Below are 22,046 nucleotides of genomic sequence, written 5' to 3' on the forward strand. Positions count from 1 at the left end.
ATTGGTAGGCGCGTTCTTTCCGGGGTGGAAACGCCTCTGCTACCCTGCGCGCACCGCGAAGGCGCTCCGATGCCCGCTCGCGAGCCATTCGCGCCTGTCGGTCCCGTCGAAGGAACCCCATGAAAGTCTCCTGCCCGTCTTGCCAGACGAACTACAACATCGATGACAAGCGGATCCCGCCCGGAGGCGCGAAGCTCAAGTGCGCCCGGTGCCAGACGACCTTCCCCATCAAGCCCGAGGCCGTGAGCGCGTCGTCCGCGCCGCAGGCCCCCGCCATTCCGCTGCCCGGCGCCGCGCCGCAGGCCGCCGCCATTCCCCTGCCGGGCGCCGCCGCGCCGGACTCTGACGCGTTCGCCTTCGATGACGGCGCCGCCGCCATTCCCCTGCCGGGCACGGCCGCGCCCTCCGCCTTCAACGCGGGCGCCATTCCCCTGCCGGGTGCCGCCGCGCCGCAGTCGGCCGCCATCCCGCTGCCGGGCACGGCCGCGCCAAGGTCCGCCGCCATTCCCCTGCCGGGTGCCGCCGCGCCGCAGTCGGCCGCCATCCCGCTGCCAGGGAGCGCGTCGAGCGCCGCCATCCCGCTGCCGGGGAGTGCGTCGAGCGCCGCCATTCCGCTGCCGGGCGCCGCTCAGTCGTTCTCGCAGGCCATTCCGCTGCCGGGTGCCGTGGCCTCCCCGGAGGCCATTCCGCTGCCGGGCGCCGCGCCGGAGGCGGACGCGTTCGCCTTCGACGACGGCGGGTACGCCGAGACGTCCGCCGCCATCCCCCTGCCTGGCGTGGCCGCGCCCCGGTCCGAGGCCATTCCCCTGCCGGGTGCGGCCTCGCCGATGGACTCCTTCAGCGAGTACGACGACAACCCGCAGCCCGAGCCCGAAAACCGGGACGTGACGCGCGTCGTCCGCATCCCGCTGCCGAGCGACGCGTACCGCGAGCCGCCTCCCGCCGCGCCGGCCTACGGCACCACGGACGAGGTGCGCGGCACCGCGCGCGACTTCGACTTCTCCGAGGAGCCGGCGCCCGCCGCGCCGACGTACGGCACCACGGACGAGGTGCGCGGCACCGCGCGCGACTTCGACTTCTCCGACGACGCGCTGCCCGTCCCCGCCGAGCCCCAGGCCGCGGCGGACCCGTTCGCCTTCGACATCGAGCCGCCGAATGGCGAGGCCCAGGCCTACGCCCTCCCGCCCACGCCCCAGCGTGCGCAGGCGCCCGACTTCGACGCCCCGGCCGAGGCGGACCCGTTCGCCCTGCCCCCGCCGCCGGACGCGTACGCGCAGCCGCCCGCCGGAGAAGACCCGTTCGCCCTGCCCCCGCCGCCCGCGGGCATGGCGTCCGAGGAGGACCCGTTCGCCCTCCCGCCCTCGCCGGACGCGTACGCGCAGCCGCCGATGCCCGGGGAGGACCCGTTCGCCCTGCCCCCGCCGCCCGCTGCGAGCGCGCCGTCGTTCGACTTCGGCGAGCTGCCGTCTCCCGCGGGCGGTGACCCGTTCGCCCTGCCCCCGCCCCCCGTGGGCATGGACTACTCGGACCTGCCCTCCCCCGCGGCCCCGCCCGCGCAGGCCATGGACTTCTCGGACCTGCCCGCGCCGGCCGCGCAGCCGCAGGGCATGTCCTTCGACTTCGCCGAGTCCCCGGCCGTCCCCGCCCCCTCGGCGGACCCGTTCGCCCTGGACTTCGCGCCCGCGCCAGCCGCCGCGCCCGCGCCGGACTTCAACCTCGACTTCGCGGATGCCCCGCCGCCCGCCGCCAACGTCAACCCGACGGTGGACTTCGGTGACGTGGACTTCGGCTCGCCCCCGCCCCAGGCCAGCGCGCCCGCGGGCATCCCCGACGCGCTCGAGTTCGACCCCACCGCGAGGCCCGGCGACGACCTGGAGGCGGACCTCTCCGAGCCCCTGCCGCCCCCGCCCAACGCCGGCCCCGCGGACGGCCTGGAGATGCTGTCGTTCATCGACGACGCCGGCAGGGACGCGGGCGCCCAGACCGGCGCCAAGGTGCGCCGCTTCCACGTGCGCCGCCGCTCGGGCAAGGTGTTCGGCCCGTTCGACGAGGGCGTCATCGTCAAGATGCTCGAGGACGGGCAGCTGCTCGGCAACGAGGACGTCTCCACGGACTCGGAGACCTGGTCGCCCATCGGCACCGTGGCCACCTTCGCCGCCGCCATCCAGCGGCTGATGGAGGGCCCGGCCAAGGTGGTGACGCCCAGCGCGGCCCCCACCGTGGCCGCCGCCGAGGCCCCCCGGGCCGACGCCGCCCCGCAGGCCGCCAGCATGAAGCGGCTGGAGCAGCTCTATGAGGGCCGCATGGCCGGCGTGGCCGTGGTGGACCGTTCCGGTGCCACGGAGAAGTGGAAGAAGCGCGTCCCCCTGTTGGTGGCCGCCGGTGTCGGCGTGGTGGTGCTGGGCATCGGCGCGGGCATGGAGTTCGGCTCGCGCTACGGCGCCTACGGCCGCCGCGCCCTCTTCCCTGCCCGCGTCTCCGCCGGCTCGCCCCAGGCGAAGCTGGTGGACGACGCGCGCCAGGCCCTGCTCCAGGACACCTTCGCCAGCTACAAGCAGGCGTACACCCTCAGCACCCAGGTGCTCGCGCAGGGCGAGTACCCCGCGGTGCGCTCGCTGTGGTGCCAGTCCGTCCACTACCTGCAGCGCCGCTACGCCGCCGCCGACGCGAACGACATGGCCCGCTGCCAGGAGGCGATGCCGGACATCGAGCTGCTCGGTGAGAAGGACGTGGACGTCATCAAGGCCTCCGCGGCCATGGCCCTCACCTCGCGCCAGACCGACGCGGTGCTCCCCGCGCTGACGGACGCGTACAGCCGCGAGGCCAACCAGGGCGACCTGGAGCTGGCCTTCCTGCTGGCCGAGGCCCACGGGCAGAAGCGCGACCAGGCCCAGGCCTTGGAGACGCTGAAGAAGGTGCTCGCCCGTGACGCGAAGTCCGCCAAGGCCCACCACGCCCTGGGCAACCTGCACCAGGCCGCGGGCCGTGCGGACGAGGCCGCCGCCGCGTACGCCGCGGCCCTGGATGCCGACCCGAAGCACGTCGCCTCCGCGGTGGAGCTGGCCGCGGTGGAGCTGCTCGTGCGCAAGGACGGGGAGAAGGGCGCCCAGGCCGTGGACCGCGCCCTCGCCGAGGACGTCAAGTCCGCGCTGGGTCCGGCGGAGCTCGCCCGCGCCCGCGGCCTCAAGGGCGTGGCCCTCTTCCAGCAGCACAAGCCGAAGGAGGCCGAGGCCGAGCTGATGGCCGCCATGGAGAAGGACAAGGGCTCCGCCTTCCTCAAGGCCCAGCTCGCGCTCGTGCTGCGCTCGCAGCGCAACTACGAGGGCGCGCAGCCCCTGTACGCGGAGCTCGCCACCAAGGAGGCCGAGAACCTCGAGTACACGGACGGCCACATCACCACGCTGGTGATGACGGGGAAGATGCAGGCCGCGCTGGACGCGGTGCAGAAGGCCAACAAGCGCTTCCCCAGCGAGGCGCGCATCGCGTACCTCTACGGCCGCATCGAGGACGCGCTCGACAAGGCCGTCGAGGCGGAGGGCCATTACAAGCGCGCCATCGCCGCGGACGACAAGCTGGTGGAGGCCAGCCTGTACCTGGGCCGCTTCTACCTGCGCCAGCGCCGCAACGCCGAGGCGCGCACCCAGCTGGAGCTGGCGGCCTCCAAGGCCCCGGACCACGCCGGCGTGCGCGCGGGCCTCGGCGAGCTGGCCCTGGCGGAGAACAACGCGCTGCTGGGCCAGCAGGAGTTCGAGCGGGCCGTGCAGCTGGACCCCAACCTCGCCGACGCCCACCTGGGCCTGTCTCGCGTGGCGCTGCTCAACAGCGACCTGGAGAAGGCGAAGACCGAGGCCAACATCGCCCTGGAGCTGGACCCGCACCTGCTGAAGGACGGCCGGCTGCAGCGCGGCATCGTCCTCTGGCGGCTGGGCCAGCTCGAGGAGGCGGTGGCGGAGCTGGAGAAGGCCAAGGCCGAGGACCCCCGCTCCACCACCACGCCGATTACCCTGGGCGCGGTGCTGCTGGAGAAGGGCGACCTGGCCGGCGCGGAGAGCAACCTGGGCCTGGCGCTCAGCAACGAGCCCTCCAACCACGAGGCGCTCTACTACCTGGGGCTCGTCAAGGCGAAGCGGCTGGAGTTCACCGGCGCCGTGGACAACATGCGCAAGGCGGTGGAGCGCGCGCCGCAGCGCCCGGACTACCACTACGCCTACGGCGTCATCCTGCGCGACGCGAAGAACCTGCCGGACGCCATGAAGGAGTGGCAGAAGGCGGTGGAACTGGACGCGCAGAACGCGGACGCTCACGAGGCGCTCGGCCATGCGTACCTGGAGGGCGGCCAGTTCGACGAGGCCATCGCCTCGTTCGAGGCCAGCCTGAAGGCCGACCCGCGCCGCACCCGCGTGCTGGGCTCCATCGGTGACGCGTACTTCAGCGCCGCCCGGTGGAACGACGCCGTGAAGCGCTACGAGACGGCCCTCAAGCAGGACCCGAAGCTGACCTACGTCTATTACAAGGTCGCTCGCGCCTTCACGGAGCAGGCCCAGTTCGCCAAGGCCATCGACTGGTACCGCAAGGCCACCAGCGTGGAGCCGGAGAACCCCATGTCCTACTACTACCTGGGCTTCGCCTATAAGGAGCGCAACAAGCGCCGCGAGGCCGTCCAGGCGTTCAAGGACTACCTCTCCAAGAAGCCGGACGCGACGGACAAGAAGGACATCGAGGACGAAATCTACGACCTGCAGAACTAGTCCCGGTCTCCAGCCGGCCGTGGCATCCCGCGCGGCCGGCGTCAGCCAGAAGGGCTCCCGGGCGTCGGCCCCTGAGCACCCCACGCGCGAGGAACCTTGTGGCTCCCGCGCGGGGTGACTAGAAGGCGCCACATGCTGGACCTCCGCAACGTCGCGCAGAACTTCGATGCCGTTGTCGCCCGCTTGCAGACGCGGGGCGGCAGCCTGGATTTGGGCCCCTTCCAGCGCCTCTTCTCCGAGCGGCGCGAGCTGTACGTCTCCATGGAGTCGCTGTCCGCCCGGCGCAACGCGGCCAACGAGGAGATGAAGCGCAAGGCGAAGGAGGACCCCAAGGCCCTGGACGCGCTGCGCGGGGACATGCGCGCCGTCTCGCAGGAAATCAAGGAGAAGGAGGCCCGCCTCAAGGAAGTGGAGGAGGAGATCAACCGCATCCTCCTGCTCATCCCCAACGTGCCGCACGAGTCCGTACCCGTGGGCGGCGGCGCCGAGGACAACGTCCAGGTGCGCGCCTGGGGCGAGAAGCCCAACCTCCTCTTCGCGCCGAAGCAGCACTTCGAGCTGGGCGAGAAGCTGGGCATGCTCGACTTCGAGCGCGCCGCCAAGGTCTCCGGCAGCCGCTTCGCCTACTACAAGGGCGCGCTGGCGCGGCTGGAGCGGGCGCTCGCCTCGTTCATGCTCGATGTGCACACCCAGAAGGGCTACCTGGAGATGCTTCCGCCCTACCTGGTGCTACGCGAGTCCATGATGGGCACCGGGCAGTTGCCCAAGTTCGAGGACGACGCCTTCAAGACGCTGGGAGACCCGGAGCGCTTCCTCATCCCCACCGCGGAGGTCCCCGTCACCAACTACCACGCGGACGAAATCCTGGAGGGCGAGCAGCTCCCCCTGCGCTATTGCGCCTTCAGCCCATGCTTCCGGGCCGAGGCCGGCTCGGCGGGCAAGGACACGCGCGGCCTCATCCGCCAGCACCAGTTCCACAAGGTGGAGCTCGTGAAGTTCTCCCCGCCGGAGAAGAGCCTGGACGAACTGGAGGCGCTGACGGACGACGCCTGCGACATCCTCCGCCGGCTCGGGCTGCACCACCGCGTGATGCTGCTGTGCACCGGTGACATGGGCTTCGGCTCCCGGAAGACGTACGACATCGAGGTCTGGCTGCCCGGCCAGGATACGTACCGCGAGATTTCCTCCTGCTCGGACTTCGGCGACTTCCAGGCCCGCCGGGCGAAGATCCGCTACCGGGCCCAGAAGGGGGACAAGCCCCAGCTCGTCCACACGCTCAACGGCAGTGGCCTGGCGGTGGGGCGGACGACCGTCGCCATCCTGGAGAACTACCAGCGCGAGGACGGAAGCGTGGCCATCCCGGAGGCGTTGTGGCCGTACATGGGGGGGCTGAAGGAGCTCAAGCCACTTTGAGCCCTGAATCCGGCTTGCAACGGGCCCCGAATGAGGTAGAAGGGCGGCCCCACGGTCGCCGTCGGACCAAGGGGCTCCGCCGGCTCTGAAGCCTGGAGGCGTGGCCGAGCGGTTGAAGGCAGCGGTCTTGAAAACCGCAGAGGGTGCAAGCCCTCCGTAGGTTCGAATCCTACCGCCTCCGATTTTGTGCTTGAGTTTTGTGGTTCTTTGACAGAAAAAAGCTGGAGAGATGGCCGAGAGGCTGAAGGCACAGGTTTGCTAAACCTGCATACTCGAAAGGGTATCGAGGGTTCGAATCCCTCTCTCTCCGCCACTTGTAGTTGTAGCAGCGCCGGAAGAAATGCTCCCTTAGCTCAGCTGGATAGAGCGTCGGACTACGAATCCGAAGGCCGGAGGTTCGAATCCTCCAGGGAGCGCACTTCTTCTTCCGAGCACCGTCTCCATGAGTGACGACGAAGCTTTCATGCAGCAGGCGCTTGCGCTCGCGCGGGAAGCCGCGGAACTCGGAGAGGTCCCCGTCGGTGCGGTTGCGGTGCATGACGGAAAAGTCATTGGCACCGGCTTCAACCGCCGCGAAGTGGACCGGAACCCACTCGCTCATGCCGAGATGCTCGCAATGGATGCCGCGGCACGGAGCCTGGGCGTCTGGCGGCTCTCGGGCGTCACCCTGTATGTGACGCTGGAGCCGTGTGCCATGTGCGCCGGGGCGCTGGTCCAGTCCCGGGTGACGCGGTTGGTGTTCGGCACCTCGGATCCGAAGGCGGGCGCGGTCGGTTCGCTCTACAACCTGGTCGAGGAGCCTCGACACAACCATCGGCTCCAGGTGACAAGTGGCATCCTGGCGGACGAAAGCCGCCTGCTTTTGAAGACGTTCTTCGAGCGCTTGCGCGCGAAGAAACGTGAAAATTGAATACTGGAGAGCTGGCCGAGTGGTCGAAGGCACCTGACTCGAAATCAGGCGTACCGGTAACGGTACCGTAGGTTCGAATCCTACGCTCTCCGCTCCAGATTTCTGGAGAGGTGGCCGAGCGGTTGAAGGCGCACGCCTGGAACGCGTGTATATCTGAAAGGGTATCGTGGGTTCGAATCCCACCCTCTCCGTTGTTGTTTCAGCAGTGGGTTGTTACAGACTTTGTGGTCGGGGCAACGTGGAGGCGTGAACTCCGCCAGGTCCGGAAGGAAGCAACGGTAGCGTACTTCCGCGTGTGTCCCGGCCGTTTCTTTTGAAGAGCCGGCACCCTGTTTCAGGGTGCCGGCTCTTCGCCTTTGCGGGCGGCCCTGCGTCCGCTTCCATGTCTGTCTACTCGCGCACGAGGAGTGTCTCGCGGCCGATTCTGCGCGCCACGCGGAAGCCGGCGGCCTGGAGCTCCGCGAGGGCGCGGTCCTCGAAGGTGACGGCGCGGTTGAAGTTCCTGTCCCGCATGGCGTGCTGGAAGGCGCCGTCCCGGGGCCAGTCGCAGGTGAGCCAGGGAATCTGCTGGCCCAGGTAGAAGAAGCCGCCGGCGCCCCACAGCCCCTCGTTGACGATGAGCAGCCCGCGCGCGCCGCCCCCTTCCGTGGCGGCGACAATGGCGCGGAACTGGTCCGCCCGCAGGTCGCCCGAGGGGAAGAAGGCGGCCGTGCCCAGGCCCGTCGCCAGGGCGAGCGCCACGAGACTCCACCGGGCGGCAGGCCGTGCCCGCGCGGTGATGAAGGCGGCCACCGGCGCCGCCGCGGCCAGCACGGCCAGCACCAACCCGGGGTAGAGGAAGCGCTCCTCCTTGTGCGCGGTGGCCAGCAGCACGCCCGTGTACACGGCCGCGCACCACAGCGGCAGGGACAGCGAGCGGCGCTGACGCAGGGCGGCCACGCCCAGGAGCGCGGCGCCCCACGCCCAGAGGGGCACGGCGGTGAGGAGCGGCCGCGCGTAGTAGCTGGGAGGGTCCGAGCCGAAGCGCGCCGCGGCGTCCCCGGAGAAGACGTTGAAGCGCGCGTAGGCGATGAAGGAGTGGAACGGTGAGCCCCAGGTGGCCCAATCCAGGGCGCCCAGCCCCGCCGCCACCGCCAGCCCGCCGGCGCAGGTGAAGGCCAGCAGCCGCCAGCGCCGCGCCGCCACCAGCCACACCAGCGAGGCCAGGACGAAGATGGCCGACGGGTAGCGCGTCACCACCGCCAGCCCCAGGGCCGCGCCGCCGACGAGGCCCGCGCGCACCGGGCGCTCTCGCCTGTCGAGCGCCTCCATGGCCACCACGAGGAAGGAGGCGGAGAAGGACTCGCCCAGGGTGCGCCCCGCGAAGACGAGCACCGGCCCGTAGAGCCCCACCAGGAGGACGGCCAGCCACCCGCCCACGGGCCCGGCCCGGCGCGCGGCGAAGCGGTACGCGGCCCAGAGGCTCCAGACGTGCAGCGCCGCCTGCGGCAGGGCCACCACCGCCCGGTAGCCCTGGGGACGGGTGATTCCGAGCAGGTCCGCCAGCTTGAGGAAGCCGGCGAGCACGCCGGGGACGGCCCAGTTGCGGATGCCGTCCTTCCACTCCCACGCGAGCACGCCGTAGCCGTGGACGCGCCACCAGGCGGGCTCCAGGGCCTGGTACACCTCGTCCGGGTGGATGCGGCCCAGTTGCAGCACGGCGATGACGGCGGGCAGCAGCGCCACCACCGGCAGCAGGAGGACGGGCCAGCTCCAGCCGTTTCGGGGCGCGGGGCCGGGCAGGTCCGGGACCGGCGCGGGTGTTGACTCGGGAACGGCGGGGGCCGGGAACTGGGGAGCGGGCGCGGACACGGGCGCCGCCGACTCTCCCCGCCCCGCCGCCCGGGCGCAAGATGCGCGACGTTCGTCCGCTCGCTCTCCGCTCGGGTTGGGGTAGGAACGCGGGCCATCCAACCCAGGAGGAGAAGACATGCCGGACGTCATCGTGGTGGGCGCGGGCCACAACGGGCTCGTGACAGCAGCACTGCTGGCGCGCAGGGGGCTCTCGGTCACCGTCCTGGAGGAGAAGGACGTGATTGGCGGCGCGTGCCGCACGGAGTACCCCTTCCGCACCGCGCCGAAGCTGGGCGTGTCCACCGGCGCGTACCTGCTGGGCCTCATGCCGCCGGAACTGCTGCGCGAGCTGGAGCTGGACCTGCCCCTCAAGCGGCGGGACCCGCACTACTTCCTGCCCACCACCGGCAAGCGCTACCTCCTGTTCGGCTCGGACGAGCGCGAGCTGAAGCGCCAGTTCCTCGAGTTCTTCTCCCAGGCGGACTGGGAGGCCCACCAGGCCCTGAACGCCGAGCTGGCCGCGCTGCGCGAGGACATCGCCCCGACGTGGCTCCAGCCTCCGGTGTCCATTGAGGAGACCGCCGAGCGCTTCGTGCGCCCCGCCCTGCGCCAGCACTTCGTGCGGCTGTGCCGGGGCACGGCGCGCGAGTACCTGGAGCGCTTCGGCTTCAAGTCGGACCTCGTGAAGGCCATGTACGCGGTGACGGACGCGTTCTCCGGCATCGAGGGCGGCTACGACACGCCCGGCACGGGCATGAACCTGCTCGTCCACAACATGTGCCGGCTGCCCGGCAGCGGCGGCACGTGGATGATTGTCGGCGGCGGCATGGGCACCGTCACGCAGTCCATCGCCAACGTCGCGCGCAAGTACGGCGCGCAGATTCGCACCGGCGCGAAGGTCACCTCCGTGCGCGTGGACCGGGGCGTGGTGAAGGGCGTGGTGCTGGCCAACGGCGAAGAGGTGAACGCCTCCGTCGTCGTGTCCAACGGCGACCCCTTCCGCACGCTGAAGCTGGTGGAGCAGGCTGCGCTGCCCGCGGACTACCGGGCGAAGGTGGATGCCATGGCGGTGCCGGGCACCACGCTGAAGGTGAACCTGTGCCTCAAGGACCTGCCGCGCTTCACCTGTCTTCCCCAGGACCGCGGCCAGTTCGGCCCCACCATCCACCTGCTGCCGCAGGAGGACGACGTGCTCGGAGCGCTGGCACGCTCCTACAAGGACACGCAGGAGGGCCGGCTGTCGGAGTTCCCCTCCATCGAGTGGTACATCCACACCACGGTGGACCCGTCGCTGCGCGACGCCGAGGGGCACCACAACTCCGCCCTCTTCGTGGAGTGGGTGCCCTACGCGCTCAAGGGCACGACGTGGGAGCAGGAGGAGTCGCGCTACGTGAAGCAACTCCTGTCCATCTGCGACCGCTTCGCTCCCGGCACCAGTGATTTGGTGCAGGAGACCTTCGTGCTCACGCCGCCGAAAATCGAGAAGCACTTCGGGATTACGGGCGGCCACATCCACCATGTGGACAACAAGCGGGGCTTCACCGACCGGCTGCCCTACGAGACGCCGGTGCAGGGGCTCTACTTCTGCAGCGCCGGGTGCCACCCCGCGGGCAGCGTCATCGGGGCCGCCGGACACAATGCCGCCGGAGTGGTGCTACAGGCGCTCGGACGGTGAGTGCAGTCCCACCTCATGGGGAGGCAATGAGATGGATCATTCACGCCGTCGTGTTTAGATGACCGGGCACATGAGCTACCTCGTCCTCGCGCGTAAATGGCGGCCGCAGAAATTCGATGACATGACCGGACAGGAGCACGTCGTCCGGACCGTCGCGAACGCCATCAAGATGGACCGGGTCGCTCACGCGTACCTGTTCTGCGGTCCTCGTGGGGTGGGCAAGACGACGGCCGCCCGCCTGCTCGCCAAGGCCCTCAACTGCGAGAAGGGCCCCACGGCGAACCCGTGTGGCGAGTGCCGTGCGTGCACGGAGATTGCCGCCGGCACCAGCGTGGACGTGGCGGAAATCGACGGTGCCTCCAACAACGGCGTGGAGAACGTCCGCGAGATTCGCGAGAACGCCAAGTACCTGCCGCAGCGCGACAGGCACAAGATCTACATCATCGACGAGGTCCACATGCTGTCGGGGGCGGCGTTCAACGCGCTGCTCAAGACGTTGGAGGAGCCGCCCGGGCACGTGAAGTTCATCTTCGCGACCACCGAGGCGCACAAGCTCCCGGACACCATCCTCTCGCGGTGCCAGCGCCACAACTTCCGCCGGATTTCGGCGGCGCGGATGCTCCAGCGACTCCAGGAGATCTGCAAGGCGGAGGGGGCGGGCATCTCCGACCGCTCGCTGTCGCTGGTGGTGCGCCAGTCCGAGGGCGGCATGCGCGACGCGCTCAGCCTCCTGGACCAGATTCTCGCCTCATGCGGCGCCAACCCCACGGATGAAGACGTGGCCGAGGCGCTGGGCGCCATCGACCGCACGATGGTGCAGGACTTCGCCGAGGCGCTGGTGCGCAAGGACGCGAAGCGCATCCTCGAGCGCGTGGAGGAGGTCTTCAACCGCGGCCTGGACCTGAAGCGGCTGGCGGAGGAGCTGGCGCTGCAGCTGCGGCACCTCTTCGTCACCAAGACGCTGAACCAGGCGCCCGACGAGCTGGCCGAGTCCGAGCAGAAGGCGCTCCTCGCGCTGGCGAAGGAGGCGGAGACCGCGCAGCTCACGCGCCTGTTCGACGTGGTGCACGGCTGCGTCTGGGACGTGTCGCGCGCGGCCCAGCCGAGGCTCGCGCTGGAGATGGCCCTGCTCAAGGCCATCCAGTTGTCGCCGGGCGGCTCGATTCCGGAGCTGCTCGCGCGGGTGGATCGGCTCGCGGCCGGACTGCCCCAGGGAGACGGCACTTCGAAGAGCACCGCTGGAGCGCCGGGAGGTCGCTCCAATCCCACGAACTTTCGCGCCTGAGTCCCGGCACGACGTTCCGCCTCAGCCCTCCCCTGCCCCGCGCCCGTGGGACGCCCGACCCGCGCCCGTGGCTGCCGACCCACGCCCGGCCGAGCCCGTGCGTGGCGTGGAGCCCGTGCCCATGGGCGAGCCGCGCCATTCCGCCGAGCCGGTGCGTTCGATGGAAGTCGCACGCCACGCGGAGCCGCTGCACGCAGGGCCCGCGGTTCCGGTCATGCCGCCCGTGGCCCCGACCGGACCGCTCATGGATGACCTGCCGCCTTCCGCGGCCCGGCCCCTTTCATTCCTGCGCAACGGGGGAGGTGCTGGTGCCACGGCGCTGACGGTGTCGTCGGCCTCGGCCGTCCCCGCGTACTCCGCCGAGGATGTGGCGCCGTCCGGACCGCTGATGGACGGACTGCCCCCGACGGCCGCGCGCCCGCTCTCCTTCCTCCGGAAGAATGGCGGCGCCCAGCCTCCGTCCGCACCGACGCAGCCTCCGGCGGGAGCCACGCCGCTGTCGCGCACCACCGAGCCCGCGCCCTCGGTCCGCGTCACCAACGTCCGCAAGCAGGAGCCACAGCCCGGTCCTTCCGAGCCGTCGCCCTACGCGGAGGATGACGACGCGCGCTACTACCCCGAGGAGGCCTCGCCCGAGGGCTGCGCCTCCGGCGAGTGCATCCCCGACGACGTCCCGTCGGAGCCCCTCGCCGCGCCCGCCGCCGTCGAGCCCATGTCAGCCCCGAGCGCGCCTGGCACCGAGGCACCCGTCTCCGCGCGCCCCACCTTCGTCCCCCCTCCGGCCGCGGCACCGGAGCCACGCGCTCCCGCCAGCTTCGCCCCGGAACCCGACCCCGAGCCGGAGCCCGAGTCCACGGCGCCGGCCCCTGTCGCCCGTGGCCGGGACAACCCGAACCTGCCCCTCATCGAGCGATGGCGGGCCGCGGTGGAGAGCGTGAAGGGCTCCTCGCTCCGTCACGGAACGGCGCTGGCCAACGGCCGCCTCTTGTCCATGCGGGCGGGGGAAATCGTCCTCGGCTATCTCCCCACGGCGGGCCTCCACCGGATGACGGTGTCCGCCGCCGCGGGCAAGACCACCATCGACAAGCTCCTGGCCGAGCACTTCGGCCGCCCGGTGAGGCTGTCCTTCCAGGACATCACCGCCGACGACAGCCGCGCCACGCTGAGCATCGCCGAGCAGGACGCCCAGAGCCGCGCCAACCACGAGAAGAGCACGGAGGGCAAGGTGCGCGGGCACCCCGCCGTCCGCGCGGTGCTCAAGTTCCTGGGAGGCGAAATCGAGCACATCCAGGTCTACGAGCCCGAGCGCCCCTCGGCCGTCCCTGCGGCCGACACTCCGGACGACAGCGCCTGACAACCACCGCGCGCAACGGTAGGGTGCGCCCTCATTCCACGCCCGGGCGGGGCCAATGACGGCACCCGCTCCCACGAGTACCGAGGAAGCACATGCCTGGCGTCGACCTGAACTACTTCATCCGGCAGGCGAACAAGCTGACGGAGAAGATTGAAGAGCGGAAGCAGCAGCTGGCGGAGGAGACCGTCGAGGCGAAGTCCGGAGAGGGCCTCGTCACGGTGGTCGCCAACGGCATCCAGGAGATTCGCAGCATCAAGATCGACAAGTCCGCCATCGACCCGAATGACCCGTCGATGCTCGAGGACCTCATCACCGCCGCTGTGAATGCTGCCCTGGCGAGCAGCCGTCAGCACATGCAGCGCGAGCTCGCGAAAATCTCCGGCGGCATCAAGATCCCCGGCGTTACCTGATACCGGATGACTCCCGATCCGCTGAATCGACTTGTCGCCCAGCTCGCGAAGCTGCCGGGCATTGGCGAGAAGACCGCCCAGCGCCTCGCGTTCCACATCCTGCGGGCGCCCGGCGAGTACGCCTCGGACCTGTCCCTGGCCATCCGCGAGGTGAAGGAGAAGGTGCACCTGTGCGTGCGCTGCTTCTCCCTCACCGACTCGGAGACGTGCGGCTTCTGCCGGGACTCCCGCCGGGACGAGCGCGTGCTCTGCGTGGTGGAGACCTTCGCTGACCTGATGGCGCTCGAGCGCACCCGCGAGTTCAAGGGCCGCTACCACGTCCTGCACGGCGTGCTGTCGCCGCTGGAAGGCGTGGGCCCGGAGCAGCTGCGCATCAAGGAACTGTTGGAGCGCCTCAACGACAGCCGGGTGGAGGAGCTCATCGTCGCCACCAACCCGGACGTCGAGGGCGAGGCCACCGCGCTCTACCTGACGCGCCTGCTCAAGCCCATGGGCCTGCGCGTCACCCGCATCGCCCAGGGCCTGCCCATGGGTGGTGATTTGGAGTTCGCGGACCAGGCCACGCTGGCGAAGGCGCTGTCGGCCCGCCGCGACCTGTAGCCGGAAAGCCCCTGGCGGCGCCGGGCGTCCGGCGCCGCTACTCCGTCACCCGCCACGAGAAGGGCATCACCACCGTGACTTCCTGGTCCCGGTGGGCCGGGAAGCGCAGCCGCTCGGCCTGCGCCTCCAGGCAGCGTCCCACGCCCGTGGAGGCCAGCGGCCCGCGCGTCCCCGCCTTCACCTTGCCCGACGAGGCGATGGTGAGCTGCACCTGCACCTCGCCCTGCGACGACGGCAGGTCCGTCTTGAAGCGCTCGAAGCAGGAGGTGATGCGGGCCCGCCCGCGCGACACCACGCGCTGGATGTCCTCGATGCCCAGCGTCACCAGCTTCTTCGCGGTGGCGGCGCGAGCCTCCGGCTTCCTGCCCGGGTCCGGGGAGGCATCCTCGCCCGTCTCGGAGCCCGCCGCCGCGCTCGCAACCCCGGCGACGCCCACGTGCTCGGAGCCCTGCGCGGTCGCCGCCGTGTCCCCCACCGACGTTCCCTGAGGAGCGCCCGTGGCCGCCTCCGGGGAGCCCCCCGGCGCGAGGGCCGTGGGGCTCGTGCCCACGGAGTCGCCCGTCGGCACGGTGGCTCCTGTCGGCGCGGTCGTTCCCACCGTGGCGCCAGTGCTCCCGGCCGGGGCCGGAACCGCCTGCACCTTCGCCGCCTCGGCGGGCTGCACGATGGACGGGGACGTCTGGACCCGCTGGACACCGGCGTAACCGACGACGGCCGCACCGGCCAGCAGCAGCGCCCCCGCGACGCCGATGCTGGCCATGAGCCAGCGCGGACGCCCGGGCGCCGAGCCCACGGAAGCAGCCTGTGCCGGTACCTGCGTCCCTGCCTGCACCGCGCCCACACCCGCCGCGACGGCGGGCTGGGACGGCCTTCCCTGAGCCATTGCCGTGAGCGCAGCGGCCCCCTGGGAACGAGGGCCGTACACTTCCGTCGCGGGCCTCTCCCCCGCCGGCACCTGCACCGGCGAGCCCTCCGTGCCGTGCGTGGCGGTGAGGGTGGCCAGCGTCGGGATGCGGGTGCGCTCCGTGAAGCGCTCCTCGCCGAAGTGGCCGCGCAGGAAGGCGCCCAGCTGCGACGTGCCGGACGCGCTCAGATTCTCTCCGAGGAACGCCTCCAGGGCCTCGGCGAAGGCCTCCGCCGTGGGGTAGCGGTCCTCGGCCTTGAAGGCCATGGCCTTGAGGATGATGGCCTCCAGCTCCTCGGGCAGGTCCGGCCGCAGCTCGCGCGGGCGCTTGAACTCGCCATGCAGGAGCGCGTTGAGCACCGCCAGGTCGTTCTCCCGCGAGAAGGGCCGCACGTGGGTGAGCGCTTCGTAGAGGCTCACGCCCAGCGCGAAGACGTCCGCGCGCCGGTCCACTTCCTTCCCCTGCGCCTGCTCCGGCGCCATGTACATGTACTTGCCCTTCACCACGCCGGTGCGCGTGTTGACGAGCCTCGACTCGGCCTTGGCGATGCCGAAGTCCAGCACCTTCACCTGGCCCTGGTACGTCAGGTACAGGTTGGAGGGAGAGATGTCGCGGTGGACGATGTTCAGCGGCTGCCCGGACTCGGCGCAGAACTCGTGGGCGTAGTGCAGCCCATGCGCCGCGTCGATGAGCACGCGCAGCACCACCGGGAAGGGCACGTACTGCCGCCGCCGTCCCGCCAGCCGCAGCGTCGTGGAGAAGTCCTCGCCCGCGAGGTACTCCATGCAGATGTAGTAGCAGCCCTCGGTGAAGCCGAGCTCCTGTATCTGCACGATGTTGGGGTGGGACAGCTTCGCCGCCAGCCGCGCCTCGTCGCGGAACATCTCCACGAAGTCGGGGATGTTCGACAGGTGCGGCAACATGCGCTTGATGACGACGTTGCGCTCGAAGTTGTCCGCGCCCAGCAGCTTGGCGAGGAAGATTTCCGCCATGCCGCCCTCGGCCAGCTTCCGCACCAGCACGTACTGGCCATAGGGACGCAACAGGGGCGGAGCGGCTTCCTCGGGAACGGGCCGGGGCGTCTGGGTGGGGGTCATCCTCACGGCCCTCGCGGTTTCAGGGTGCGCACCGTGTGGACTTCCGGGGCACCGGGACGGTTCATCTTAAACACCAGCATCGGGGGGGTGCCCACCGGCTCCACCCAGGTACTGAAGCGGTGTTTGCCATCCAGGGGTACCGGACGTCCATTGATGGACAGGCGCGCGTCCACCGGCGCCACCCCCGTGGCCCGCACCTTCTCCGCGGCCCGCGTGCCGTTGCGCGGCGAGGCCACCACCAGCTCCGGCACCGAGTTGTCGTAGACCAGCTCCAGCTTGTTCATCCGCCCGCCCTTGAGCTGCGCTCCCGACGCCGACAGCGGCGTGACGGACCACAGGTAGCTGCCCTCGCCCAGCGCCCCCGCGTCCAGCGCGGCGCGGGTGTCCGGCACGGTGCGCTCGGCCACCGGCGTGCCCAGCGCGCCCACGCGGTACACCGCCACGCGGTACTTCGCCGCCGAGGCCTCCTCCCCGTAGGTGAAGGTCACCGACGGAGGCTTGTCCTGGTAGAAGATGGTCGTCTTCTCCGGCCCCTCCGGCACCACGTTGCGCACGCGGTCCAGATCCTTCGACGGGCGCTCCGGAGCGAAGCTCGCGCTGCCCTTCGCCACCTCCGTCCCGTCCTCGCGGCGCACCCGCCAGTACAGCGTGCCGCGCGCGGGGGCGGACACGTTGACGAAGGGACGGAACACCGTGCCCGTCAGCACCGGCCGCGTGAAGCCCGCGTCCGTGGCAACCTCCACCCGCGCCGCGCCCTCGCCCTCCCAGGTGAAGGCCACCTCGGACAGGCCCTGGTGGTACACCTCCGCACCGTCGCCCGTGCTCAACACGAGCGGCGCCGGCGCGAGGGGCTCGACGCGAGCAGCACCGGAGGAACCCTCCAGCGTGGCCCGCTCTCCGGCGCGCAGCGGCTGCCTCGAGTCGCCGCGCACCAACGTCACCTGTCCGGTGAAGGCGTCCACGCGGTAGCCCGTGGCCGTGCGCCGCACCTCCAGCCCCGCCCCGCTGCCCTCCAGGCCCAGGCCCGGCAACACCACGCGGCTGGTGCGGCCCTGCGCGAGCTGGAGCCCCAGCCCGCCCTGCCGCAGGTCCACCCGCGCCTCGTCCGTGGTGCCACCCTGCCCCGCCGACTCCAGCACCAGCTCCGTGCCCGAGCCCAGCGACAGCACGGAGGACGAGCCCTCCAGCGCCAGCACCGCCGTGCCGCCCGGACGCGTGCGCACGCCGTCCCCGGGCGACAGCACCTCGCCCTGCTTCTTCACCGGGCGCCAGCGCACCGTGCCCTGCGGACGCACCTCCGCGCGTCCAGCGCCCAGCCGCACCGTCACGGGGATGGGCGCCAGCTCCACCACGCGCGGCGTGCGCACCAACTCCGCCTTGCCGCCGACCACCGCCACCGACTCACCCTGTGCGGCGCGGAGCTCCTGGCCGTCCTTGCCCACGAACGCGATGGCGCCCAGCCGCACCTCGACGCGGCCGGCGTCCTTCTCCACCGCCACGCTCACCTCGCTGGGCGCGTCCGAGCCCACGCGGGTGAGGCCGAAGGGCGTGAGGATGCTCAGCGTCACCTTCTTCGTCCCCGCGCTGCCGGGGCGCGCCCCCGCGGGCACGCGCGACAGGATGATGCCGCGCTCCACCTGCATGACGATGCCGCCCGAGTCCTCGCCCATGGCAAAGCGCGCGTCCGGGCCCACCTCCACCGAGTGCCCGTCCGGAAAGCGCACCGTCGCCGCGCCCCCCGCCCCCGTCTCCACCGCGTCGCCTCCGTGGAGGGGCCCCGCCACCGCCGGAAGCATCTTCCCGCCACGCTCCAGCCGCACCTCACCGGACAGTCCCTCCAGGCGCCCGAGCTCCGCACCCAGGCCCGCGTCCGGCGCGGGAGCCGGAGCCGCGGGCGGCGCGGGCGGAGTGGCGGCGTCCTCGTCGCAGCTCGCGGCGAGGAGCAGGAGGGTCAGCAGATAGGGACGCGCGGTGCTCACCGTTCAGGCCTCGGCGAAAGGGGCGGAGCGACCGTGTCCCTGGCGAAGCGCAGGACGGCCAGGACGTGGGGGCGCGCGGTGCTCACCGTTTCTGCCTCGGGAAGAGGTCGACGTTGAAGATGGCCTGCTCGCCATCGCGCAGGTGGATGGACTTCGTCTGCGACAGGTGTCCGGGGGCGGAGATTGTGATGCGGTACGTCCCGCCCTTCACGCGGACATTGAAGGCGCCCTTCGCGTCCGCGCGCGTGCGCACCTTCACCTGGGGAATGCGCAGCGTCGCGGCCAGCGGCTTGCCGCCTCGCGTGCTCCGCACCAGCCCGGTGAGGGTGGCCGGCCCGCTCTTGCGCTCCGACGCCAGCGGCACCGACAGCGCCGACTCCTGGCCGGCGACCACCACGGCCGCCTCCTCCGCCGGACGGAAGCCCGGGGACTTCACCGTCACCGCCACCGGCCCGGGCGCCAGGTCCTTCACCCGCGCCTGTCCCATCATGTCCGTGCGCACCTCCGTCGGGCCCACCGCCACGCGAACACCCGGCAGCGGCACGCCATTCTGCGCATTCACCACCGTCACCCGCAGCGCCCCCGTGGGCGGAGGCAGCTTGCGCGCGCGCACCTCCAGCGCCGCGCGCCCGCCATCCTCCACCGTGGCCCGTGCCTCCTCGGGCGCATGGCCCTCCGCGCTCACCCGCACCGCCACTTCGCCCGGAGGCAGCTCCGTCTCCACGAGGCCCTGCGCGTCCGCCACGCGCTCCACGTCCCCCACCACCACCCGCGCGCCCGGCAGCGCCGCGCCCGTCTCCGCGTCCACCACTTGAAGCGACAGCGTCCCCGCCGGAACCCGCGCGGGAGCCGGCGGCGCCGCCGCGGGCGCGAAGTCATTCCACGTCAGCTCCAGCGCCGCGCCCACCCGGCGCAGCCGCTGCTCCGAGCGCGTCCCGTCCGCCAGCGTCACCGTGTCCCGCACGTGCTGGAAGTCCAGCACCAGCGTGCCGCCCCACCGCGACACGCGCTTCAGCGGAATCAGCAGCGCGCCTCCCGCCGAGAAGCCCGTGGCCTCCGCCTCGGCGCCCGACGCGTCGCGCGCCGCCAGCGTCACCGGCAACTCGCCGCGCGCCTCCAGCTTCAGTCCCAGGAAGAGCGGCACCAGCACGCGCCCATTCACCAGCGCCGCGTGCCGCACGCCTCGCGCCAGCACCGGTTCCGCCGAGCTGCCGAAGAGCGGAAGCTGCGCGAAGCCATAGCCCGCCCCCACCTCCGCCCGCACCGGCCCCAGGAACAGCCGCGCCCTCGGGCCCACCGACGCGCGCAGCAGGCTGCCGCCGGTGATCCGCAGCGCGCCCTCCTTCAAGTCGAACGCCTCGCGCTGCACGCCCGCCCACGCGCCCAGCCATGGCCCCACCCACCCCATGCCCACCACCGCCAGGTCGTTCGGAGTCAACCCCTCGTAGGTGAGCCCCGGCCCTACATCCGCCTGCTGTCCGTCACGCAGCGCCACGCCGTAGCGCAGGCGCAGCGAAGCATGCTCGGCCACCTGCTCCGCCCGGGCGGATGCCGGGGGAACCAGGACGAGGAGCACCAGCGCCAGTCGCGCCAGAAGGAGTAAGAAGGGGGTGGGGGGATGCAAAGCCCGGCCGAGTATAGAGAAAGCTGCGAAGGCCCCCAACCCCGTGACCCCGGAATGGTCCGCGGAGGCCTCCGTGCGCCCCCGCCGCCTTCCTACAGCCCGTCCGTACGGCATGGGGACGGCCACAGAACGCGCTCGGAGACGTGGATGGCTTCTTGCTGGAGTGGGTTCGCTTTGCTAAGCATCCTGACGGTCGGTAGCGGCTCGTCTAACCTCCGGGATTCACTCCAGAAACAATCGGAGCATCGCGTGAGCGGGGCGAGCTAACGCTGAGGAGCGCATACGCCCATGGGCACGCAACTGGTGATGTACGAAGAGGAGTTCACCAAGATCAACGCCGTTTGCGACCGGCTCACCAAGGACGCGAACGCGAAGGTGGTCTTCCTCGTCGACAAGAACGGGCAACTCATCTCCTCGGCCGGGCAGACGCAGAACATCGACACCACCTCGCTCGCCTCGCTGACGGCCGGCAACGTGGCGGCGATGGGCGGCCTGGCCAAGCTGATCGGTGAGAACGAGTTCCCCAACCAGTTCCACGAGGGGGCCAAGGACTCGCTGTACATGACCATCGTCGGCAGCCGGGTCGTGCTGGTCGTCATCTTCGACAACCGCACCAGCCTCGGCCTCGTCCGCCTGCGCATCAAGAAGGCCAGCGACGAGCTCACGAAGATCTTCGAGAGCCTGGTGAAGAAGACCGACAGTCCGGGAGCCGGGTCGCCCTTCGCCGAGATCTCCGACGACGATATCGACAACCTCTTCAGCGAGTAAGCCGGGAAGCCATGTCCTTCATCAACTACTCATCCCGCGAAATCAACTGCAAGATTGTCTATTACGGGCCCGGGCTCTGCGGGAAGACGACCAACCTCCAGTACATCTACAACAAGACCGCCGCGGAGACGAAGGGCAAGCTCATCTCGCTCTCCACGGAGACGGACCGCACGCTCTTCTTCGACTTCCTCCCGCTGTCGCTCGGTGAGATTCGCGGCTTCAAGACGCGCTTCCACCTGTACACGGTGCCCGGTCAGGTCTTCTACGACGCCAGCCGCAAGCTCATCCTCAAGGGCGTGGACGGCGTGGTCTTCGTCGCCGACAGTCAGATCGAGCGCATGGAGGCCAACATGGAGTCGATCGAGAACCTCCGTGTGAACCTCGCCGAGCAGGGCTACGACCTGAACAAGATTCCGTACGTGGTCCAGTACAACAAGCGCGACCTGCCCAACGCGGTGACGGTGGAGGAGATGCGCAAGGCGCTCAACCCGCGCAACATCCCCGAGTACCAGGCCGTGGCCCCCACCGGCGTCGGCGTGTTCGACACGCTCAAGGCGGTGGCGAAGCTGGTCCTCACGGAGCTCAAGAAGGGCGGCTGAAGCAAGCAGGCCACCGGGCGGGCGACGGTCGCCGCTCGCACCGGTCGTGACAAGACGGCCCGCCGGGAAGGGTGCTATGACCTGGGCCGTCGGGTCGGGCCGTCCAGCTTCTTGAGGTCGCACCGTGCGTGTCGCTGCCGCCACCTTCCACCTCCTCGCGCTCCTGAGCGCCACCGCCTGGATGCCGGCGCTCGCGCAGGAGCCGTCCGCCGCACCGCCCGCCGCCGCGCAGTCCTCCGCGGCGCAGGCCCAGACGGCGGACGAGGCCTTCGACACCCGCGTGAAGACGCTGGAAGAGGAGGTCGTCGACCTCAAGGAGAAGATCTACCGCTCCAAGGCGCGGCTCCTGCTCCTGCAGGAGTCGGTGCTCGGCGGTGACGTCTCCACCGGCTCGCGCGCGGTCATCGTCCACAAGAACGAGATGGGCGGCTCCTTCCTCCTGGAGTCGGTGGCGTACGCGCTCGACGGCGCGCCCATCTACACGCAGGTGGACACCGAGGGAGACCTCGGCAAGCGCCTGGAGTTCGAAATCTTCAACGGCCGCATCGTCCCCGGGCAGCACCAGATTGCCGTGCGGCTGGTGTACCGCGGCAACGGCTACGGCGTGTTCAGCTACCTGGAGGGCTACAAGTTCAAGGTGCAATCCAGCTACACCTTCAACGCGGAGCCCGGGAAGCTGTCCACGGTGCGCGTGGTGGGCTTCGAGCAGGGCGGCATGACGACGGACCTGAAGGACCGGCCCGCGGTGCGCTACGACATCGACGTGTCGAAGGACCCCGGCCGCAAGGTGACGCCCGCGGACGGCGCGCCGGCCCCGGCCACCACCTCCTCCGAGACGAAGTAGGG

Annotated in this window: 15 protein-coding genes, 5 tRNA genes and 1 other RNA gene; 17 read left to right on the forward strand and 4 right to left on the reverse strand. The window is 70.9% G+C overall.

Annotated features, from left to right (window positions below; translation table 11 throughout):
• The first annotated feature begins 119 nt into the window (after positions 1-119).
• The 9 genes from OV427_RS09650 to ffs all read left to right on the forward strand — a co-directional run bounded on the left by OV427_RS09650 (position 120) and on the right by ffs (position 7,385).
• Positions 120-4,748 carry a tetratricopeptide repeat protein gene (locus tag OV427_RS09650; RefSeq protein WP_267855810.1) on the forward strand — a complete coding sequence of 1,543 codons (4,629 nt, stop codon included), beginning with the start codon at positions 120-122 and terminating at the stop codon, positions 4,746-4,748.
• 132 nt (positions 4,749-4,880) lie between these two features.
• A complete protein-coding gene (gene serS / locus OV427_RS09655) occupies positions 4,881-6,161 on the forward strand; it encodes a serine--tRNA ligase (protein WP_267855811.1) in 1,281 nt (426 codons plus the stop codon).
• 94 nt (positions 6,162-6,255) lie between these two features.
• Positions 6,256-6,342: transfer RNA gene (locus OV427_RS09660), tRNA-Ser, on the forward strand.
• Positions 6,343-6,384: 42 nt separating this feature from the next.
• A tRNA-Ser gene (locus OV427_RS09665) sits at positions 6,385-6,474 on the forward strand.
• 29 nt (positions 6,475-6,503) lie between these two features.
• A tRNA-Arg gene (locus tag OV427_RS09670) sits at positions 6,504-6,577 on the forward strand.
• A gap of 26 nt (positions 6,578-6,603) precedes the next feature.
• Positions 6,604-7,071, forward strand: coding sequence for a tRNA adenosine(34) deaminase TadA (tadA, locus tag OV427_RS09675; RefSeq protein ID WP_267855812.1), 468 nt, complete (start codon positions 6,604-6,606; stop codon positions 7,069-7,071).
• 5 nt (positions 7,072-7,076) lie between these two features.
• Positions 7,077-7,163: transfer RNA gene (locus OV427_RS09680), tRNA-Ser, on the forward strand.
• Between the two features lie 12 nt (positions 7,164-7,175).
• Positions 7,176-7,262 (forward strand) — tRNA-Ser (locus tag OV427_RS09685).
• 30 nt (positions 7,263-7,292) lie between these two features.
• Positions 7,293-7,385, forward strand: an RNA gene (ffs, locus tag OV427_RS09690) — signal recognition particle sRNA small type.
• Positions 7,386-7,461: 76 nt separating this feature from the next.
• Here ffs and OV427_RS09695 read toward each other — a convergent pair.
• Positions 7,462-8,922: a glycosyltransferase family 39 protein gene (locus OV427_RS09695; protein ID WP_267855813.1), complete on the reverse strand. Its 1,461-nt coding sequence runs from the start codon at positions 8,920-8,922 to the stop codon at positions 7,462-7,464.
• A 118-nt stretch (positions 8,923-9,040) separates the two neighbouring features.
• Here OV427_RS09695 and OV427_RS09700 point away from each other — a divergent pair, with 118 nt between their 5' ends.
• The 5 genes from OV427_RS09700 to recR all read left to right on the forward strand — a co-directional run bounded on the left by OV427_RS09700 (position 9,041) and on the right by recR (position 14,228).
• Positions 9,041-10,579, forward strand: a complete 1,539-nt coding sequence (locus tag OV427_RS09700) for a phytoene desaturase family protein (protein WP_267855814.1) — start codon at positions 9,041-9,043, stop codon at positions 10,577-10,579.
• Positions 10,580-10,649: 70 nt separating this feature from the next.
• Positions 10,650-11,864: a DNA polymerase III subunit gamma/tau gene (dnaX, locus tag OV427_RS09705; protein WP_267855815.1), complete on the forward strand. Its 1,215-nt coding sequence runs from the start codon at positions 10,650-10,652 to the stop codon at positions 11,862-11,864.
• A gap of 67 nt (positions 11,865-11,931) precedes the next feature.
• A complete protein-coding gene (locus OV427_RS09710) occupies positions 11,932-13,218 on the forward strand; it encodes a DNA polymerase III subunit gamma/tau (protein WP_267855816.1) in 1,287 nt (428 codons plus the stop codon).
• 92 nt (positions 13,219-13,310) lie between these two features.
• Positions 13,311-13,628, forward strand: coding sequence for a YbaB/EbfC family nucleoid-associated protein (locus OV427_RS09715; RefSeq protein ID WP_163995839.1), 318 nt, complete (start codon positions 13,311-13,313; stop codon positions 13,626-13,628).
• A 6-nt stretch (positions 13,629-13,634) separates the two neighbouring features.
• Complete coding sequence (gene recR, locus OV427_RS09720; RefSeq protein ID WP_163995840.1) at positions 13,635-14,228, forward strand: recombination mediator RecR; 594 nt, start codon at positions 13,635-13,637, stop codon at positions 14,226-14,228.
• Positions 14,229-14,265: 37 nt separating this feature from the next.
• Here the strand turns inward: recR and OV427_RS09725 are convergent, their stop codons facing one another.
• The 3 genes from OV427_RS09725 to OV427_RS09735 all read right to left on the reverse strand — a co-directional run bounded on the left by OV427_RS09725 (position 14,266) and on the right by OV427_RS09735 (position 19,785).
• Positions 14,266-16,230, reverse strand: a complete 1,965-nt coding sequence (locus OV427_RS09725) for a protein kinase domain-containing protein (RefSeq protein WP_267855817.1) — start codon at positions 16,228-16,230, stop codon at positions 14,266-14,268.
• A gap of 2 nt (positions 16,231-16,232) precedes the next feature.
• Positions 16,233-18,209, reverse strand: coding sequence for a hypothetical protein (locus OV427_RS09730; protein WP_267855818.1), 1,977 nt, complete (start codon positions 18,207-18,209; stop codon positions 16,233-16,235).
• 82 nt (positions 18,210-18,291) lie between these two features.
• Positions 18,292-19,785 carry an MSCRAMM family protein gene (locus OV427_RS09735; RefSeq protein ID WP_267855819.1) on the reverse strand — a complete coding sequence of 498 codons (1,494 nt, stop codon included), beginning with the start codon at positions 19,783-19,785 and terminating at the stop codon, positions 18,292-18,294.
• Positions 19,786-20,121: 336 nt separating this feature from the next.
• Between OV427_RS09735 and mglB the strand changes: the two genes are divergently transcribed.
• From mglB to OV427_RS09750, 3 genes are all read left to right on the forward strand, one after another.
• On the forward strand, positions 20,122-20,601 hold the full coding sequence (gene mglB, locus OV427_RS09740; protein ID WP_002637270.1) for a gliding-motility regulator GTPase-activating protein MglB: 480 nt from the start codon (positions 20,122-20,124) through the stop codon (positions 20,599-20,601).
• 11 nt (positions 20,602-20,612) lie between these two features.
• Positions 20,613-21,200 carry a gliding-motility regulator Ras-like GTPase MglA gene (mglA, locus tag OV427_RS09745; RefSeq protein ID WP_015347803.1) on the forward strand — a complete coding sequence of 196 codons (588 nt, stop codon included), beginning with the start codon at positions 20,613-20,615 and terminating at the stop codon, positions 21,198-21,200.
• A 124-nt stretch (positions 21,201-21,324) separates the two neighbouring features.
• On the forward strand, positions 21,325-22,044 hold the full coding sequence (locus OV427_RS09750) for a dihydrolipoamide acetyltransferase (protein WP_267855820.1): 720 nt from the start codon (positions 21,325-21,327) through the stop codon (positions 22,042-22,044).
• The last annotated feature ends 2 nt before the right edge of the window (positions 22,045-22,046 follow it).

It is taken from the genome of Pyxidicoccus sp. MSG2 (genome assembly GCF_026626705.1).
Taxonomy (GTDB): Bacteria; Myxococcota; Myxococcia; order Myxococcales; family Myxococcaceae; genus Myxococcus.